Source organism: Micromonospora sp. AMSO1212t (assembly GCF_008868145.1).
In the GTDB taxonomy this organism is placed as follows: domain Bacteria; phylum Actinomycetota; class Actinomycetes; order Mycobacteriales; family Micromonosporaceae; genus Micromonospora; species Micromonospora tulbaghiae.
The window spans coordinates 42,165-57,407 of sequence record NZ_WBKS01000006.1 but is presented as its reverse complement, the minus strand read 5'-3'; the positions used below and the strand labels follow the sequence as shown (position 1 = coordinate 57,407).

Below are 15,243 nucleotides of genomic sequence, written 5' to 3'. Positions count from 1 at the left end.
AAGGAGACAGAGCATGACCACGACCACCCCCACCACCATCGACGCGGCGACCCTGCGCGAGCTGATCGCCGCCGGCCGTACGCCCCGGATGCTCGACGTGCGCACGCCCGGTGAGTTCGAGGCGGCGCACATCCCCGGCGCGTACAACGTGCCGCTGGACCTGCTCCGGGAGCATCGCGCGGAGCTGCGCGGCCACCTGGACGAGGACGTGGTGCTGATCTGCCGCTCCGGCGTCCGGGCGAGCCAGGCCGGCCAGGCGCTCGGCACCGTCGGCCTGCCCAACGTCAAGGTGCTCGACGGCGGCATGCTGGCCTGGCAGGCCACGAACGCCCCGGTCAACCAGGGCCGGGCCCGGTGGGACCTGGAGCGCCAGGTACGCCTCGTCGCCGGCTCGATCGTGCTCGCCGCGATCGTCGCGTCGGTGTTCGTGCCGGGCCTGAAGTGGGTCGCCGCGTTCATCGGCGCGGGTCTCACGTTCGCCGCGCTCACCAACACCTGCGCCATGGGCATGCTGCTGAGCAAGCTGCCGTACAACCGCGGTGCGAGCTGCGACCTCGACACGATCGTGGGGCAGTTGCGCGACGGGAGCCGCAGGTGACGACGCTGGCGCTGACGCTGGCCGGCGCGGTGCTGATCGGTGTGACGCTGGGCCTGCTCGGCGGCGGCGGGTCGATCCTCGCCGTGCCGCTGCTGGTCTACGTCGCCGACCTGCCCGCCAAGGAGGCGATCGCCACCTCGCTGCTCGTCGTCGGCGTGACCAGCGCCGTCGCCGTGCTGCCGCACGCCCGCGCGAACCGGGTCCGCTGGCGTACCGGGCTCGTCTTCGGCGTGGCCGGCATGACCGGCGCGTACGCGGGCGGCCGACTGGCCGAGTTCGTCCCGGCGGGCGTCCTGCTCACCGCGTTCGCCCTGATGATGCTCGCCACCGCGGTCGCGATGCTCCGGGGCCGCCGGTCCGCCGAGGGCCGGCCGGCGCCGTGCGAGCTGCCGATGCTGCGGGTGATCGTCGACGGTGTGGTGGTCGGTCTGGTCACCGGTCTGGTCGGCGCGGGCGGCGGCTTCCTGGTCGTACCCGCTCTGGCCCTGCTGGGCGGGTTGCCGATGCCGGTCGCGGTCGGCACCTCGCTGGTCGTCATCGCGATGAAGTCCTTCGCCGGTCTGGCCGGCTACCTGTCCAGCGTGCAGATCCACTGGGGGCTGGCCGCCGGGGTCACCGCCGCCGCCGTCGTCGGCAGCCTGCTCGGCGGTCGGCTCGCCGGCCGGATCCCGGCCGACCTGCTGCGCCGGGGATTCGGCTGGTTCGTCGTGGTGATGGGCGTGTTCGTGCTCGCGCAGCAGTTGCCGCCGGTCTGGGGACTCGCCGTGGGAGCGCTTGCCGTGGCCGGTACGGTCACCTTGGCGGTGTGGGGCCGCCGAAGGAGGGAACACAGTGGACAGCAGCGCCTGGGACAGCCGGTACGCCGACACGCCCGGACTGGTGTGGAGCGCTGAGCCCAACCGTTTCGTGGTCGAGTCGGTCACCGGGCTGACCCCCGGCTCAGCGCTGGACGTCGCCGCCGGCGAGGGACGCAACGCGGTCTGGCTGGCCGGTCAGGGCTGGCGGGTGAACGCGGTGGACTTCTCCGCGGTGGCCGTGGACCGGGGGCGGGAGCTGGCCGCCGCGCGGGGCGTGACGGTCGACTGGCGGGTGGCGGACGTGACCGCGTACCGGCCGGTGCCGAACAGCTACGACCTGGTGCTGATCAGCTACCTGCACCTGACCGCGCCGGCGTTCGCCGGGGTGCTCGCCGCGGCGAAGTCCGCGCTGCGCCCCGGCGGCACGCTCGTGGTGGTGGGCCACGACCTGGCCAACCTCTCCGGCGGCATCGGCGGCCCGCAGGACCCGGACGTGCTGCTCACGCCGGAGTCGGTGGTCGACGGGCTGGCCGGGCTGCGTGTGCAGCGGGCCGAGACGGCCCGCCGGCCGGTGCCGGCCACCGACGGCGGCACCGTCGACGCGCTAGACACCGTCGTGGTGGCCACCCGCCCCGCCGACTGACCGCCGTCCGCCGCGGTTCCGCCGGGCCGGGCCGGGACCGGCCGGTAGCATCCGGGGACGGATCGGCGGAGAGGACACCGGGTGGGCGCGCGTTTCGAGGAACTGGCCTGGCGTGAGACGCCGATCGGCGAGATCAGCCTGCGGCGGCGCCGTGACCCGGCGCTGGACGCCGAGGTGTACGAGGTGAAGCTCGACGACGAGTACCTCATGTCCAGCGCCTTCCCGGTCGCGGAGATCGAACTGGCCCGGCTCGGGCTGGCTCCGCTGACCGGTGACGCGCTGGACGTGGTGGTCGGCGGGCTCGGCCTCGGCTACACCGCGCGTACCGCGCTGGAGGATCCGCGGGTGCGGTCGCTGGTGGTGGTCGAGGCGATCGAGGACGTGATCGACTGGCACCGGCGGGACCTGCTGCCGTTCGCCGCCGGTCTGGCCACCGATCCGCGTACCCGGTTCGTCCGGGCGGACTTCTTCGCCGCGGTCGCCGGCGGCGGCCTCGACCCCGACGAGCCAGGGCGCCGCTTCCACGCGGTGCTGCTGGACGTGGACCACTCCCCCCGCCAGGTGCTGCACCCCAGCCACGCCCCGTTCTACACGGTCGACGGGCTGCGCCGGCTGGCCGCGCTGCTGCATCCGGAGGGCGTCTTCGCGCTCTGGTCGAACGACCCGCCCGACACGGCGTTCCAGCGCACGCTCACCGAGGTGTTCCCCACCTCGGTGGCGCACGTCGTCCGGTTCCCGAACCCGTTGCAGGGGCGGGAGGCGGCGAACACCGTGTACGTGGCCCGGCACTGATCCACCCGGCGGCGCATGGCCGCCCGACCAGCGGGAAAGCGCACGGCCCACCGTACGACGGGAGGCTGGGACATGCGCGCGTTGCTCTGGGTGGTCGGCGTGGTCGCCGGTGTGCTCATCCTGCTCGGGCTGCTGCTGGAAGCGGTCCGCTGGCTCGTCATCATCGGCGTGATCGCGCTCGCCGCGGTGATCATCTTCGCTATCGTGAAGGGTCGGCAGGTGGTGCACCAGCATTCGACCCGCCGACGCTGACCTGCGGAGAGTGTGACCCACCCGGCAACCTACGTAAGCGTAGGTTACCCGGCGGTTAAGTTAGGCTGGGGGCGTCATCCGCGCGACGAGGAGTAACGGCGATGGACGCGACCGCCCAGCGACCCTGGACCCGTAGCTACGCACCCGGCGTGCCGGCCGAGATCGCCGAGCCGGACGGCTCACTCGTCGACCTGCTCACCGAGGCGGCCGGGCGGTTCGGTCCCCGGGTCGCGCTCGACTTCTACGGCGCCACCACCACGTTCGCCGAGCTGGCCGACCAGGTGGCCCGCGCCGCCGAGGCGCTGCGCCGGCTCGGCGTCGGCCCGGGCGACCGGGTGGCTCTGGTGCTGCCGAACTGCCCGCAGCACGTGGTCGCGTTCTACGCCGTGCTGCGCCTCGGCGCGGTGGTCGTCGAGCACAACCCGCTCTACACCGCCGACGAGCTGGACCGGCAGCTCACCGACCACGGTGCGACGGTCGCGATCGCGTGGGACAAGGTCGCGCCGCTGGTGGCGGGACGCGGCGCCGTGCGTACCGTGGTGGCGGTCGATCTGACCGCGGCGCTGCCGCGGCTCAAGCGGTGGGCGCTGCGGGTGCCGCTGCCGAAGGTCCGCGCCGCCCGCGCCGCGATGACCGCCCCCGCGCCCGGCGCGCTGGCCTGGTCGGACCTGGTCGCCGCCGCCGGGCCGCTGCCCGCCGGGCATCCCGCGCCGGAGGCCGGTGACGTGGCGCTGCTGCAGTACACCGGCGGCACCACCGGCGAGCCCAAGGGCGCCGTGCTGACCCACCGCAACCTGCGCGCCAACGCCGCGCAGGGCCGCGCCTGGGTGCCGGGCCTGCGCGACGGCGCGGAGACGGTGTACGCGGTGCTGCCGCTGTTCCACGCCTACGGGCTGACGCTCTGCCTCACCTTCGCCGTGAGCATCGGGGCCACACTGGTGCTGTTCCCCCGCTTCGACGCCGACCAGGTGCTCGACGCGGTCCGCCGCCGCCCGCCGACGTTCCTGCCCGCGGTGCCGCCGGTCTACGCGAAGCTCGCCACCGCCGCCCGCGAACGCGGCGTCGACCTCACCTCCATCCGGTACGCGCTCTCCGGCGCGATGTCGCTGCCACCGGCCACTGTGGAGCTGTGGGAGCAGGTGACCGGCGGCCTGCTGGTCGAGGGGTACGGGATGACCGAAACGTCACCGATCACCGTCGGCAACCCGGTCGCGCCGACCCGCCGCCCCGGCACCGTGGGCGTGCCGTTCCCCTCCACCGACGTGCGCATCGTCGACCCGGAGGACCCGAGCCGCGACCGCGCGCCCGGCGAGGCCGGTGAGCTGCTGGTCCACGGCCCGCAGGTGTTCTCCGGCTACTGGCACCGGCCCGAGGAGACCGCCAAGGTGCTGCTGCCGGGCGGCTGGATGCGTACCGGCGACATCGTCACCATGGACGCCGACGGCTTCGTGACGGTGGTCGACCGGATCAAGGAACTGATCATCACCGGCGGCTTCAACGTCTACCCGTCCGAGGTGGAGGAGGCGCTGCGCCGCGTTCCCGGCGTACGCGAGGCCGCCGCCGTGGGGATGCCCACCGACGACGGCGAGGAGGTCGTCGCCGCGGTGGTGGTCGACCCGGCGGTGGCCGGCGACCCGGAGGCGATCCGGACCTCGTGCCGCACCCACCTGGCCGGTTACAAGGTGCCACGCCGGGTCGTGATCGTCGACGAGCTGCCGTACTCCCAGATCGGCAAGATCCTGCGCCGCGAGGTCCGCGAACGGCTGCTCGCCGACCGCTGACGCGGGCCGCCCGTTTGCCGTCATGGCGGCAGGGGTAGACGAGCATCCATGGTGGACTCACGGGGTAAGTCAGTCGGTCGTTACGTCATGCGCCTGGTCGGCGGCGTAGCCGTCGTCCTCGGCCTGCTCGGCATCTTCGGCACGCTCGCCGACGGCAACCTGGTCGGGATCGTGCTCAGCCTCGTGTTCATCGGAGGCGGGGTGTTCCTGCTCAAGCGCTCCGGCCCGGACCGGCGGCAGGACTCCGTGCCGCGCGCCGCGCGCTGACAGCACCCGGCCACGCCGGTCAGCGCGCTGCGCCGGACGTGTCGGTGCCGGCGCCTACGCTGTGGCGATGGTCGACAGACGTCAGGTGATGGCCTTCCGCGTGGGCGCCCAGCAGCTCGACCGGGCCGAGGGCTCGCTCGCCGACACGGCCGTGCTCGACATCGGCGTGCAGGACACCGGCCCCGACGGCGGCCGGTGGGCGCTCGCCGCGCGCGGTGTCGACGTGGCTCCGCTGACCGGCGACGACGTGGTCATGCTCTGGACCGTACGCGGCGCCCCGCACCTCTACCGCCGTGCCGACGTGGGCGCGGTGGCCGCCGCGGTCGAGCCGTTCTCCGACGCCGACGCGGGCAAGCGCATCTACGACGCGGCGAAGCCGTTGAAGGCGGCGGGCATCGGCATCGTCGCCGCGCTCGACGAGGTGGCCGCGCGGATGCGGGAGATCGTCCGCAAGCCGACGGTCAAGGGTGAGGTCTCCGGGCGGCTCGCCGAGGTGATGCCGAAGCCCTACCTGCGGTTCTGCCGGCCGTGCAACGCGACCCACCTCTACGAGATGCCGTTCCGGCTGGCCGCCGTGCGCGCCGGCCTGGAACTGCGGCTCGACACGTCGCCGCCGATCCTGGAACGCATTCCCCGATTCCGTCCGGCCGACGCGCCCGGCGACCGGTTCGACCTCGTCCGCGCCTACCTGCGGCTGCTCGGCCCGGCCACCCCGAAGCACGTGGCCGACTACCTCGACGCCCCGGTCAAGGAGGTCAAGGCTCGCTGGCCCCGCGACACGGTCGAGGTGAGCGTTGACGGCGAGACGCGCTGGCTGCTCGCTGCCGACGAGGCCGCGCTGGCGTCGGCCGAGACGACGGCGACGTGCCTGCTCGGCCCGTTCGACCTGTTCCTTCAGGCGAAGGACCGGGCGACGCTGGTGCCGGACGCGGCTCGCGTCAAGGAGCTGTGGCCGGTGCTGGGCCGCCCCGGCGCCGTGCTGGCCGACGGTGAGCTGGTCGGCACGTGGCGGCCCCGCAAGTCGGGCCGGACCTTCACCGTCGCCGTTCAGCAGTGGCGCAAGCTCACCGGCAGCGCACGCGACGCGGTGGTCGCGGAGGCCGAGCGCCTGGCCGCGTACCGGGGCGTGCCGCTGGCCGGCGTCGACTTCGCCGGCTGACCGTCTACGGTGTCCGGCCGATCGCCGTCCAGGCCGAGGCCGGGACCTCCATCGGCCACCGCTCGCCGAGAAGTGACGCGCACCGGTCGCGCAACGCCGCGCGGCCCGCCGCGTCGAGCCGCTGGACGTGGTCCCCGGCCGGGCCCACCCCGAGCGTGTACGGCTCCCACCACTGGTCGAAGCTCGCGAAACTGGTCCGGACGGTGAGCATCGAGGACCGCACGTCCCGCAGCCCGGCGGCGGTGAACAGCTCGGCGAGGTGCTCCTCCCGCGCCCCGGCGAGCCCCGACTCGTCGTGCGCGTCCGGGTCGAGCGACCGGACCGCCTGCCAGAACACGGTCAGCGGCCCGCGACCGCCCGCGTGGTCCCACACGCAGGCCGCCACCACGCCCCCGGGACGGGTCACCCGGGCCATCTCCCGCAGGCCGGCGACCGGGTCCGTCATGAAGTGCACGACGAGCTGAGCGAGCGTGACGTCGAAGCCGCCGTCGGGGAACGGCAGCAGCTCGGCCGACGCGCGCCGGATCTCGGCCCCCGGGAGGCGCACCCGGGCCGCCTCGACGAACGGCGCCGACGGGTCGACGGCCGACACCGCGTCGGGCCCCAGCCGTGCCACCAGCTCCGCGGTCAACGCGCCGGTCCCGCACCCGACATCAAGCGCCCGCAGCCCCGGCGTGACACCCGCGGCGTCGGCGAAGCGCACCGCCAGCGGCTCGGCGAATCGACCCATGAAGCGGCCGTACGCGGAAGCGTCCACATCGAAGCTCACCGCATCAGGCTAGCAACGCTCGTGCCATGATCATGCCCATGATTGTCTGGCTCAACGGCGCTTTCGGCGTCGGCAAGACGACCACGGCACGGCTGCTCACGAGCGCGCTGCCGGACGCGCGGCTGTTCGACCCGGAGTTCCTCGGCTCGATGCTCACCGCGTTCGTCACCTCCCCCACCGGCGACTTCCAGGACCTGCCGCTGTGGCGTCACCTCGTCGTGCAGACGGTCACCGGGCTGGACCGTCACCACCCGGGCGTCTGGATCGTGCCGATGAGCCTGCTCGACCCGGCGTACCGCGCGCAGATCCTCGGGGGCATCCGCGCCGCGGGGGTCGACCTCCGCGAGGTGGTGCTCACCCTGCCCGAGGGCCGGCTGCGGGCCCGGATCGACGCCGACCAGGTCGAGGTCGGCGCGCGCGCCTGGCGGCACGACCACGTCGCCCGGGCGCTCGCCACGTTCGCGTCGGTGACCGACGCCCGTCTGGTCGACGCCTCCGCCCCGCCCGAGCAGGTGGCCGACGCCGTCGCCGCGCACGTGCGCGCCGAAACTCGCTGTCGGGCCTCCGGGCACGGTGGTAGACAGCCGGGGTGACCGAACCCCTGACGTTTTCCGATCGGCTGCGGCTGATCGACGACCGGGCGGCCGCGTTCCGGGAAGCGGTCGCCGCCGCGCCGGACCTCGACGCGCCGGTGCCGACCTGCCCCGAGTGGACGCTGTTCGACCTGGCCCGGCACATCGGTGAGGGACGCCGCTCGTGGGCGGCCACCGTCGCCGCCGGTCCCGAGGCGTCCGGGCGGGCCGCGCCGGACGGGCCGGGCGCGCCCCGGGAGCGTACGGCGCTGCGGGACTGGCTGGCCGAGTCCACCCAGCGGCTGCTGGTCGCGCTGCGCGACGCCGGCCCCGATCGTGGCTGCTGGACGTGGTGGGACACGTCGCAGTCGCCGCAGAACTGCGGCGCCGTCGCCCGGCACCAGCTCCAGGAGATCGCGGTGCACACCTACGACGCCCAGCTCACCGTGGGCGCGCCGCAGCCGGTGCCGGTCGAGGTGGCCCTCGACGGCGTGGAGGACTTCCTGTTCACCTGCTGCGCGACCACGGTGCCGTGGCCGTACGAGCCGGCCGTCCTCGACTACCACCTCACCGAGGGCGGATCCTGGCGCGTGCGGCTCTCCCCCGACGGCGTACGGGTCACCAGCCTGCCCGCCGGAGCCGATGCGGGTCCGGCCGACACCGCCGCCAGTTCCAGCGCCGGTGATCTGGTCCTGGCCTTCTACGGCCGGATACCGCTGGACGCGCTCACCATCGCGGGCGACCGGCAGGTGCTCGACCGGATCGCCGCGTGGGACCCGGGCGCGTAGGGACGGCGGCCTGACCGTGGGAGGATGGCCGGCATGCCGGGTCGTGCGTTGAGCTTCGGAGCGGCCGCGCAGGCGTACGAGCGGTTCCGGCCCGGCTATCCCGAGGAACTGGCCGACCTGGTGCTGGCGTACGCGGACCGGCCGGTCCGGACCGCCCTGGAGATCGGGGCCGGGACCGGCAAGGCGACCCGGCTGTTCGCCCGGCGTGGCATCGCGGTCACCGCCACCGACCCGGACGCCGCGATGCTCGCCGAGCTGCGCCGGCACGTGCCCGCGGACGTCCGGGTCCGGCAGGCCGCGTTCGAGCAGTTGCGCGCCGGCGAGCGCCACGACCTGGTGTACGCGGCGGCAGCCCTGCACTGGACGGACCCGGACCGCCGGTGGGAGCGGATCGCCGGGCTGCTCACGCCCAATGGCGTGTTCGCCTCGTTCGGCGGCCCGCTGCGGCTGGCCGACCCGGCGCTGCGCGACGCGGTGGCCGCGGCCCGCTCCGAGTTCGTCGCCGACGACGAGATCCCGTCGCCGGACGGCACGCCGCCGTCGGCCGGCATGCAGTGGCCCGGCACCGAGCTGCGCGCGTCCGAGTGGTTCGCCGACGTGCGCCAGTCGGAGATCGAGCGGCGGATCACGATCAGCGCCGACGACTACGTCGGTCTGCTGTCGACCGTCTCGGCCTATCTCGAACTGCCGCCGCACGTACGCGAGCAGGTGTTCCGCCGTGTCCGGGACGCCCTGCCCGGTACGGTCGAGGTCACCGCCGACGTCACGGTCCACCTGGCGCGGCGGACGTCGCGGCCCTGATCACGCGGCCCACGAGGGCCGCCAGACCGGCCCGGTCAGCGGCGGCAGGCCCGCGAAGTGGCGGATCACCGGCCGCAGCCCCGGGTGCGGGCCGGTCCGGGGCAGCATCAGGTTGATCGGGTACGCGAGCACCGGACCCGTGATCGGGATGCGGCGCAGGTCGTGGCCGGCGGGCCAGAGGTAGCGGTCCCGGGCGCCGACGAGCGTCGCCACGTCCGCCGAGTCCGCGAGCGTGTCGAGGAGCACGTCGGTGCCGAAGTTCGGCCCGGTCGCGTCCACCCACAGGTCGAAGGCGTCGGCGAGCTGCTCGTAGAACTCGCCCCACTCGCTGCCCGGCACGATGCCCGGCACCCGGAGCCGGTGTCCGCGCAGCCGGGACGGCGTGAGCGTGCGGGCGGACGCGAGCGGATGCCGGGGCCCGGCGAGCAGTTGCAGCGGCGAGTCGAAGGCGCGGACCATCCGCACCTCGGGCGGCAGCGCGGCCGGGTCGGTGACGGTGCGGAACGCGGCGTCCACGTCGCCGGCCCGGACCGCCGTGGCGACCTGCCGGGGGTCGTCGACCCGCAGCGTCACCACGTCCAGGTCCACGCCCGGGTGGCAGCGCCAGTAGTCGTGCAGGAGGACGGCCTGCGCGCTGCGCAGGCCGAGCACGTCGATGCGCGGCGCCCGCGCGCCGGGCCGGACCGCGGCGACCGCGCGGTCCGCGCCGGCCACGACGCCCCGGGCGTGCGGGAGGAACGCCAGGCCGTCGCCTGTCAGCTCGACGCCCCGGGGTGTACGGGTGAACAGGCGCACTCCCAGCTCCCGCTCCAGCGCGGCGATCCGCTTCGACACGGCCTGCTGGGTGACGCCCAGCTCGTCGGCGGCGTGCCGGAACTGCCCGAGTTCGGCCGCCCGCACGAACGACCGCACCGCCTCGCTGTCCACCGGCCCACAGTAGGCGGCCCCAGCCGATGGTTGTGGCGCGCCGGGCGGCGGTTGTTTGCTGCGGCACCAGCGCGGCCGGTCTGATGCGCGGGGCATCGGTGACGGGGGCGGGGCGTGCGGAGGCTGGGATCGGATTTCGGGTGGCTGTGGTCGGCCTACGCGGCGAGCACGTACGGCACCTGGCTGGCGTTCGGCGCGTTTCCGCTGATCGCGGTGCGGGTGCTGGATTCGTCGGCGTTCGCGGTGTCGCTCCTGGAGGCGGCCGGGCTCGCCGTGGCGGCGGTGCTGGCGGTCCCGCTCGGCCCGTGGGTGGCCCACCGGCCCAAGCTGCCGGTGATGGTCGCGACGGATCTGGTCCGGTTCGCGGCGCTGGCGAGCGTGCCGGCCGCGTACGCGCTCGGGGTGTTGTCCTACGGCCAGTTGCTCGTCGTCGCGGTGGTCTGCGGGACGGCCGGCATCACGTTCACCGCCGCGTCCGGGGCGTACCTGAAGCGCCTGGTCCGTGGTGACGGGCTGCTGGTGGCGAACGGGCGGTTCGAGGCGACGAGCTGGGCCGCGACGGCGGCCGGGCCCCCGCTCGGGGGCGCGCTCGTCGGGCTGCTCGGCCCGGTCGTCACCGTCACCGCCGACGCCGTGAGCCATCTGCTGTCGGCGTTCGCGGTGCGGCGGATCCGGGCCGGCGACACGGCGGCGCCCCGCGTCCCGGCGGGCGGCTCGCGCGCCGCCGACCTGGGCGCGGGCTGGCGGTTCGTGCGCCGCGACCCGGTGCTGTGGCGGCTGTTCCTCAACTCGGTGCTGGTCGGCGGCCTGATCATGGCGACCGCGCCGTTGCTGGCGGTGCTCCTGCTGGGTGAGTACCGGGTGGCGGCCTGGCAGTACGGGCTGGTCTTCGGCGTCTCCGCACTCGGCGGCGTGCTCGGCGCACGACTGAGCCCGCGCCTCGTGCGGCGGTACGGGCGGCGGCGGGTGATGACGGTGGCCGGCTGGCTGCGGTCGATCGTTCCGCTCGGTCTCGCGTTCACCCACCCGGGGACCACCGGACTGCTGACCGTGATCGCCGTCGAGTCGGCGCTCATCACGTGCATGGGCGTGTTCAACCCGATCTACGCGACCGAGCGCCTGCGCCGGACCCCGCAGGCGCACACCGCACAGGTCCTGACCGCGTGGAGCGTCACCGGCCGGCTCACCCAGGCCGCGCTGATGACCGCGTGGGGCGTCCTCGCCACTGTTGTCGGCCCACTCGCCGCGATCACCGCGTCCGGGGTGCTGCTGCTCGCCACGCCGCTGCTGCTGCCGACCCGTCGGCACACGCGCGACCCGGAGCCCGCACGCCCGGCCGCTGCGGTCTCCCGAACCCGGCGGCCGGACGGTCAGACCGCCAGGTAGGCGGTCAGCCGGTCGGCGAGCGGGCCCGGATGACTGAGCGCGACCGCATGGCCGCCGTCGATCTCGTCCGGAACCACGCCGAGCCGGTCGGCGGCGACCCGGCGTTGGAAGTCGGCGGGGAAGAACCGGTCGTCGCGGCCGATGAGCACCCTCGTCGGCACGGCCGGCCAGGTGGCCGACGGCCACGGCTCGTCCCACTCCGCGCTGACCTGCTGCCGGCCGTGCGCCGGCGCCTCGGCGACGATCTCGGCCGGCACGCCGTTGTAGAACTGCTGCTCCTCGCTGACCCCTTCCGGCTCGCGGTAGCCGGTGTTGCCCCACCACTCCCCCGGCTTCTCACCGGGCCGCGGGATCATCGGGGTGAGCAGGACCAGCAGCCGCACCGGCAGCCGGTCGGCGACCAGCGGCGCGGTGAACGCGCCGTACGAGTGCCCGACCACCACGAGGTCGTCGCGATTGCCGACGGCGTCGATCACCGCCTGGCGGAAGTCGGCGAACCCCGCCGACCGGTCCCCGATCGGCAGCTCCGGCACCACCGTGTCGTGACCCCGGGCGGCCAGCTCGGGAACCAGCCGATGCCAGTCCCACGCGCTGCCCCCGCCACCGTGGATGAGCACGAACGTCGTCATGCCCGGACCCTCCCACACCGGTACGACATGCGTGGCCATCAGTGCGGATACGCCCGCGGGATCCGGGTGGCCCGCAGCTCGTCGCGGAACGCCTCGATGCGGGTGACGACCTGACGCCGCCCGATCGTGTTCTCGATCCGGTCGAGGTAGAGGCAGCGGGCGGCGAGCCGGGGCAGGTCGACGGAGAAGTAGATCGCCATGAGGGGGTTGACGAACAGGTCGCCGTGGCCGGTGCGCCGGCTGAACCGTACGTCTCCGCACGCGCCGCCGGTGGCGGCGGCGATCTGCCCCTGGACGATGCTCGGCCGGTGCGGGGTGGCGGCCTGGGCGTGCGCGACCGCCTCGCGGTAGAGCACCGCCTCACGGCTGGAGCCCGGAATGGACAGCGCGCCGAGGTAGCCGCCCTCCCGGTCGAGCGCGGCCAGGTTCTCCAGCACCTCGACGTGGTTGACGCCGTCGTGCGCGTCGATGCCGAACCCGAGGCTGCTCACCAACCGCACCGGCACGTCCAGCCCGGCCACGGCGGCCAGGCTGGTGATGTCCTCCACCGGTGTGCCCAGGCCGCTCTCGTCGCCGCGCAGCAGGATGTCGGTGCCGCCGTCCACGAGCACGATCGCGTCGACGTCGAGCCGGTCGACCAGGTGCCGGTACGCCTCGCGCAGCGGCTGCACGCCCAGCGGCGGGAAGGCGTACACGGTCGACGGCAGGTCCCGGCCCGCCAGCCAGCGGGCCAGGTGCGCCTCCGGGAAGTACCAGTCGGGGCTGAGGGTGTCCGGCCGGATCGCCGCGACGTGCTCGTCCACCCACACCTGCCGGTCGAGCAGTTCCAGCTCCGAGAAGGAGAGACTGGCCAGGTGCACCCGCCTGCCGGCCTGCCACAGCGCCAGCGCCAGCGGCAGGCCGGCGTACACGTCGAAGCCGCCACCGGCGCCGGCGATCAGGACGTCACGTGCCGGGGCCAGTGCGGCGAACAGCGGCGGAACGGCCAAGGTGTACGCGGCGGTGTCGGTCACCAGATGATGATCTCCGGTCGCCTGACGGGCCGCTGTCCCGTGGCCACCCGGCCGATGGTCGGGGCCCGCTCGTTCAGACCGGGCGGCCGAAGGTGACCGCCTCCCGGACGAGCCGTGGCGCCTTCTCCGCCAGTTGCGCGTCCGGTCGCGCGCCGAGCGCGTCGTTGACGGTGGAGAACGCCAGCCGGAACGCGATGAGCGCGGTCGCCTCGAAGATCTCCCGGTCGCTCAGGCCGGCGTCGCACAGGCGTTGCGTGTCGGCCTCGATGGTGGCGTTCGGGTCCGTCACGACCCGGCGGGCCCAGTCGGCGAGCGCCGTCTCCCGCTCGGACAGGTCCGCCTCGGTGCCGCGCAGCACCGCGGCAGCGGTCGTCTCGTCGCTCATCCCGGCCAGCCGCGCGCCCCAGGCCAGCGCGCAGTACGAGTCGCCGCGGGCGGCGGCCGTGGCGGCGACCAGCACTGCCACCTCCCGTGAGGACAACGTGGACTCGGACAGCAACTCGGTGCGCGTGTTCTGGAACGACATCAGCACGTCCGGACGCCAGCACCAGACGCGGGTGAGGTTGTTGACGTAGCCGTCGGCGGCGAGGTCGTCCTCGTACGCGGCTTTCGCCGCCGGGCTCTGCGGCGGTTCGGGGAGGAAGGCGGGGTTCATGCGGGCAGTCTGCGCCACCCGGGCGTCCCCCACTGGCTGATCAACGACAGTACGATCCGCTGATGATCCGGGCGGTCTTCTTCGACGTGGGCGGGACGATTCTCGACGAGGCACGCGAGTTCGCGACCTGGGCGGACTGGCTGGGCGTTCCACGGCACACGTTCTCCGCCGTCTTCGGCGCGGTGATCGCCCGTGGCCTGGACTACCAGGAGGTGTTCCGGGCCTTCCGGCCCGACTTCGATCTCACCGCCGAACTCGCGCGCCGGGTCGCGGCCGGCGACCCGGAGTCGTTCGGCGCCGACGATCTCTACCCGGACGCGCGGGCGTGCCTGGCCGCCCTGCGGGAGCAGGGACTGCGCGTCGGCTTGGCCGGCAACCAGCCGGAGCACGCCGAGGCAACGCTGCGGGCACTGGACCTGCCGGTGGACGTGATCGGCACGTCGGCGGCCTGGGGCGTGGCGAAACCGGCGCCGGAGTTCTTCGCCCGGGTCGTCCGCGAGGGCGGCGGCGACGCGTCGGCGATCCTGTACGTCGGTGACCGGCCGGACAACGACGCCGCGCCCGCGATGGCCGCCGGCATGGCGGCGTGCCTGATCCGGCGTGGCCCGTGGGGTCACATCCTCGACCTGCCGGGCGTGGCCGACCGGTGCCTGTTCCGCATCGACTCGCTGGACGAGCTGCCGGACCTGGTCGCGCGGCACAACGGCGCGGGCGGCTAGCTAGCCGAACACGGAGACCCGGGTGCGGTGGTGGCGCGGCGACTCGATCTCGTCGACCACCGCGACCGCCAGGTCGGCGTACGACAGGTGCGCCGACGCCGGTGCCTGCTCGCCGCCGAGCCGGTACCGGCCGGTGCGAGCGCCGTCCACGTCCAGCGCGGCGGGCGGGGTGAGCACCAGCCAGTCGACTGTGGTGTCCGCCGCACGGAGCCGGTCCAGGCCGGCGGCGTGGCTGAGCGCGAACGGCCGCAACTCGGCGGGCAGGACGGCCGGGTCGTCGTAGAGGGGCCGGCCGTGCGCGTCGGTGAGCGTGGCGAACAGCCCGATCGCCACGAGCCGCGGCACACCTGAGCGGGCCAGGCCGTGCAGCAGCGCGTCGGCCGCCCGGACGAAGAACTCCGGATCGGGGCCGGCGGCGGCGAGCGCCTCCGGCCCGGAGGCCGGGCTGACCGCGTGGACGACGGCGTCGTGCCCGTACCCGATGGAGGCGACCGCCTCCGGGTCGGTGACGTCGCCGCGTACCGCGGAGGTGAGGTCGGGGTGGCGGGCGGGGTCGCGGACCACCGGGGTGACGCGGTGGCCGCGGCGGTTTGCCTCGGCGGTGACGGCACGGCCGGCGCGGCCGCCCGCGCCGAGGACGGCGATGCTGGTCATGGCGCGACGCTAGAGCGCCGGGTGCCGGTTACCGCAACGGT

The 15,243-nt window shown here is 74.5% G+C and carries 19 protein-coding genes; 13 read left to right on the top strand and 6 right to left on the bottom strand.

The genetic code is table 11. The annotated features are described in order from the left end of the window. Nucleotides 1–13 precede the first annotated feature (13 nt). From F8279_RS03250 to F8279_RS03215, 8 genes are all read left to right on the top strand, one after another. Nucleotides 14–598, top strand: a complete 585-nt coding sequence (locus F8279_RS03250) for a rhodanese-like domain-containing protein (protein WP_091427226.1) — start codon at nucleotides 14–16, stop codon at nucleotides 596–598. After that, entirely contained in the window at nucleotides 595–1,491 is an 897-nt protein-coding gene (locus tag F8279_RS03245) for a sulfite exporter TauE/SafE family protein (RefSeq protein WP_151499025.1), read from the top strand. The genes F8279_RS03250 and F8279_RS03245 overlap by 4 nt, the downstream gene beginning before the upstream one ends. Then, a complete protein-coding gene (locus F8279_RS03240; RefSeq protein ID WP_151499024.1) occupies nucleotides 1,430–2,038 on the top strand; it encodes a class I SAM-dependent methyltransferase in 609 nt (202 codons plus the stop codon). Before F8279_RS03245 ends, F8279_RS03240 begins: the two co-directional genes overlap by 62 nt. Before the next feature lie 81 nt (nucleotides 2,039–2,119). After that, entirely contained in the window at nucleotides 2,120–2,830 is a 711-nt protein-coding gene (locus F8279_RS03235; RefSeq protein ID WP_091427232.1) for a spermidine synthase, read from the top strand. Nucleotides 2,831–2,902: 72 nt separating this feature from the next. Next, entirely contained in the window at nucleotides 2,903–3,082 is a 180-nt protein-coding gene (locus tag F8279_RS03230; protein ID WP_091427234.1) for a hypothetical protein, read from the top strand. Nucleotides 3,083–3,183: 101 nt separating this feature from the next. Continuing rightward, nucleotides 3,184–4,863 (top strand): long-chain-fatty-acid--CoA ligase, encoded by a 1,680-nt coding sequence (locus tag F8279_RS03225; protein ID WP_151499023.1) that lies wholly within the window; start codon nucleotides 3,184–3,186, stop codon nucleotides 4,861–4,863. Between the two features lie 48 nt (nucleotides 4,864–4,911). Next, nucleotides 4,912–5,130, top strand: a complete 219-nt coding sequence (locus F8279_RS03220) for a hypothetical protein (RefSeq protein ID WP_151499022.1) — start codon at nucleotides 4,912–4,914, stop codon at nucleotides 5,128–5,130. Nucleotides 5,131–5,197: 67 nt separating this feature from the next. Then, nucleotides 5,198–6,289 carry a winged helix DNA-binding domain-containing protein gene (locus tag F8279_RS03215; RefSeq protein ID WP_151499021.1) on the top strand — a complete coding sequence of 364 codons (1,092 nt, stop codon included), beginning with the start codon at nucleotides 5,198–5,200 and terminating at the stop codon, nucleotides 6,287–6,289. 4 nt (nucleotides 6,290–6,293) lie between these two features. On the opposite strand, the gene F8279_RS03210 is transcribed toward F8279_RS03215, so the two are convergent. Beyond that, complete coding sequence (locus tag F8279_RS03210) at nucleotides 6,294–7,058, bottom strand: class I SAM-dependent methyltransferase (protein ID WP_151499020.1); 765 nt, start codon at nucleotides 7,056–7,058, stop codon at nucleotides 6,294–6,296. Between the two features lie 38 nt (nucleotides 7,059–7,096). Here F8279_RS03210 and F8279_RS03205 point away from each other — a divergent pair, with 38 nt between their 5' ends. The 3 genes from F8279_RS03205 to F8279_RS03195 are packed head-to-tail and all read left to right on the top strand — an operon-like array spanning nucleotide 7,097 to nucleotide 9,219. Then, the gene (locus F8279_RS03205; RefSeq protein ID WP_151499019.1) at nucleotides 7,097–7,651 is read left to right on the top strand and encodes an AAA family ATPase; all 555 of its coding nucleotides are present in this window, start codon (nucleotides 7,097–7,099) and stop codon (nucleotides 7,649–7,651) included. After that, nucleotides 7,648–8,418, top strand: a complete 771-nt coding sequence (locus F8279_RS03200; RefSeq protein WP_151499018.1) for a maleylpyruvate isomerase N-terminal domain-containing protein — start codon at nucleotides 7,648–7,650, stop codon at nucleotides 8,416–8,418. Before F8279_RS03205 ends, F8279_RS03200 begins: the two co-directional genes overlap by 4 nt. 33 nt (nucleotides 8,419–8,451) lie before the next feature. Next, nucleotides 8,452–9,219, top strand: a complete 768-nt coding sequence (locus F8279_RS03195) for a trans-aconitate 2-methyltransferase (protein WP_151499017.1) — start codon at nucleotides 8,452–8,454, stop codon at nucleotides 9,217–9,219. Here F8279_RS03195 and F8279_RS03190 read toward each other — a convergent pair whose 3' ends face one another. After that, nucleotides 9,220–10,146, bottom strand: coding sequence for a LysR family transcriptional regulator (locus F8279_RS03190; protein WP_192580610.1), 927 nt, complete (start codon nucleotides 10,144–10,146; stop codon nucleotides 9,220–9,222). A 114-nt stretch (nucleotides 10,147–10,260) separates the two neighbouring features. Here F8279_RS03190 and F8279_RS03185 point away from each other — a divergent pair, with 114 nt between their 5' ends. Then, nucleotides 10,261–11,532, top strand: a complete 1,272-nt coding sequence (locus tag F8279_RS03185; RefSeq protein WP_151499016.1) for an MFS transporter — start codon at nucleotides 10,261–10,263, stop codon at nucleotides 11,530–11,532. On the opposite strand, the gene F8279_RS03180 is transcribed toward F8279_RS03185, so the two are convergent. From F8279_RS03180 to F8279_RS03170, 3 genes are all read right to left on the bottom strand, one after another. Then, entirely contained in the window at nucleotides 11,517–12,161 is a 645-nt protein-coding gene (locus tag F8279_RS03180) for an alpha/beta fold hydrolase (protein ID WP_091427375.1), read from the bottom strand. The genes F8279_RS03185 and F8279_RS03180 overlap by 16 nt on opposite strands. Nucleotides 12,162–12,199: 38 nt before the next feature. Further along, a complete protein-coding gene (locus F8279_RS03175) occupies nucleotides 12,200–13,174 on the bottom strand; it encodes a DUF1152 domain-containing protein (protein WP_151499015.1) in 975 nt (324 codons plus the stop codon). 73 nt (nucleotides 13,175–13,247) lie between these two features. Continuing rightward, the gene (locus F8279_RS03170; protein ID WP_225853106.1) at nucleotides 13,248–13,829 is read right to left on the bottom strand and encodes a carboxymuconolactone decarboxylase family protein; all 582 of its coding nucleotides are present in this window, start codon (nucleotides 13,827–13,829) and stop codon (nucleotides 13,248–13,250) included. A gap of 62 nt (nucleotides 13,830–13,891) precedes the next feature. Between F8279_RS03170 and F8279_RS03165 the strand changes: the two genes are divergently transcribed. Further along, nucleotides 13,892–14,548, top strand: a complete 657-nt coding sequence (locus F8279_RS03165; RefSeq protein WP_151499013.1) for an HAD family hydrolase — start codon at nucleotides 13,892–13,894, stop codon at nucleotides 14,546–14,548. Here F8279_RS03165 and F8279_RS03160 read toward each other — a convergent pair whose 3' ends face one another. After that, nucleotides 14,549–15,202: an NAD(P)-dependent oxidoreductase gene (locus F8279_RS03160; RefSeq protein ID WP_151499012.1), complete on the bottom strand. Its 654-nt coding sequence runs from the start codon at nucleotides 15,200–15,202 to the stop codon at nucleotides 14,549–14,551. Nucleotides 15,203–15,243: the final 41 nt, after the last annotated feature.

What these genes read in the sequence shown, in the direction of transcription:
- F8279_RS03205 (WP_151499019.1), top strand. Translation starts at nt 7,097, where the DNA reads ATGATTGTCTGGCTCAACGGCGCTTTCGGCGTCGGCAAGACGACCACG.
- F8279_RS03225 (WP_151499023.1), top strand. Translation starts at nt 3,184, where the DNA reads ATGGACGCGACCGCCCAGCGACCCTGGACCCGTAGCTACGCACCCGGC.
- F8279_RS03215 (WP_151499021.1), top strand. Translation starts at nt 5,198, where the DNA reads ATGGTCGACAGACGTCAGGTGATGGCCTTCCGCGTGGGCGCCCAGCAG.
- F8279_RS03250 (WP_091427226.1), top strand. Translation starts at nt 14, where the DNA reads ATGACCACGACCACCCCCACCACCATCGACGCGGCGACCCTGCGCGAG.
- F8279_RS03195 (WP_151499017.1), top strand. Translation starts at nt 8,452, where the DNA reads ATGCCGGGTCGTGCGTTGAGCTTCGGAGCGGCCGCGCAGGCGTACGAG.
- F8279_RS03180 (WP_091427375.1), bottom strand. Translation starts at nt 12,161, where the DNA reads ATGACGACGTTCGTGCTCATCCACGGTGGCGGGGGCAGCGCGTGGGAC.
- F8279_RS03160 (WP_151499012.1), bottom strand. Translation starts at nt 15,202, where the DNA reads ATGACCAGCATCGCCGTCCTCGGCGCGGGCGGCCGCGCCGGCCGTGCC.
- F8279_RS03230 (WP_091427234.1), top strand. Translation starts at nt 2,903, where the DNA reads ATGCGCGCGTTGCTCTGGGTGGTCGGCGTGGTCGCCGGTGTGCTCATC.
- F8279_RS03170 (WP_225853106.1), bottom strand. Translation starts at nt 13,829, where the DNA reads ATGAACCCCGCCTTCCTCCCCGAACCGCCGCAGAGCCCGGCGGCGAAA.
- F8279_RS03220 (WP_151499022.1), top strand. Translation starts at nt 4,912, where the DNA reads ATGGTGGACTCACGGGGTAAGTCAGTCGGTCGTTACGTCATGCGCCTG.
- F8279_RS03165 (WP_151499013.1), top strand. Translation starts at nt 13,892, where the DNA reads ATGATCCGGGCGGTCTTCTTCGACGTGGGCGGGACGATTCTCGACGAG.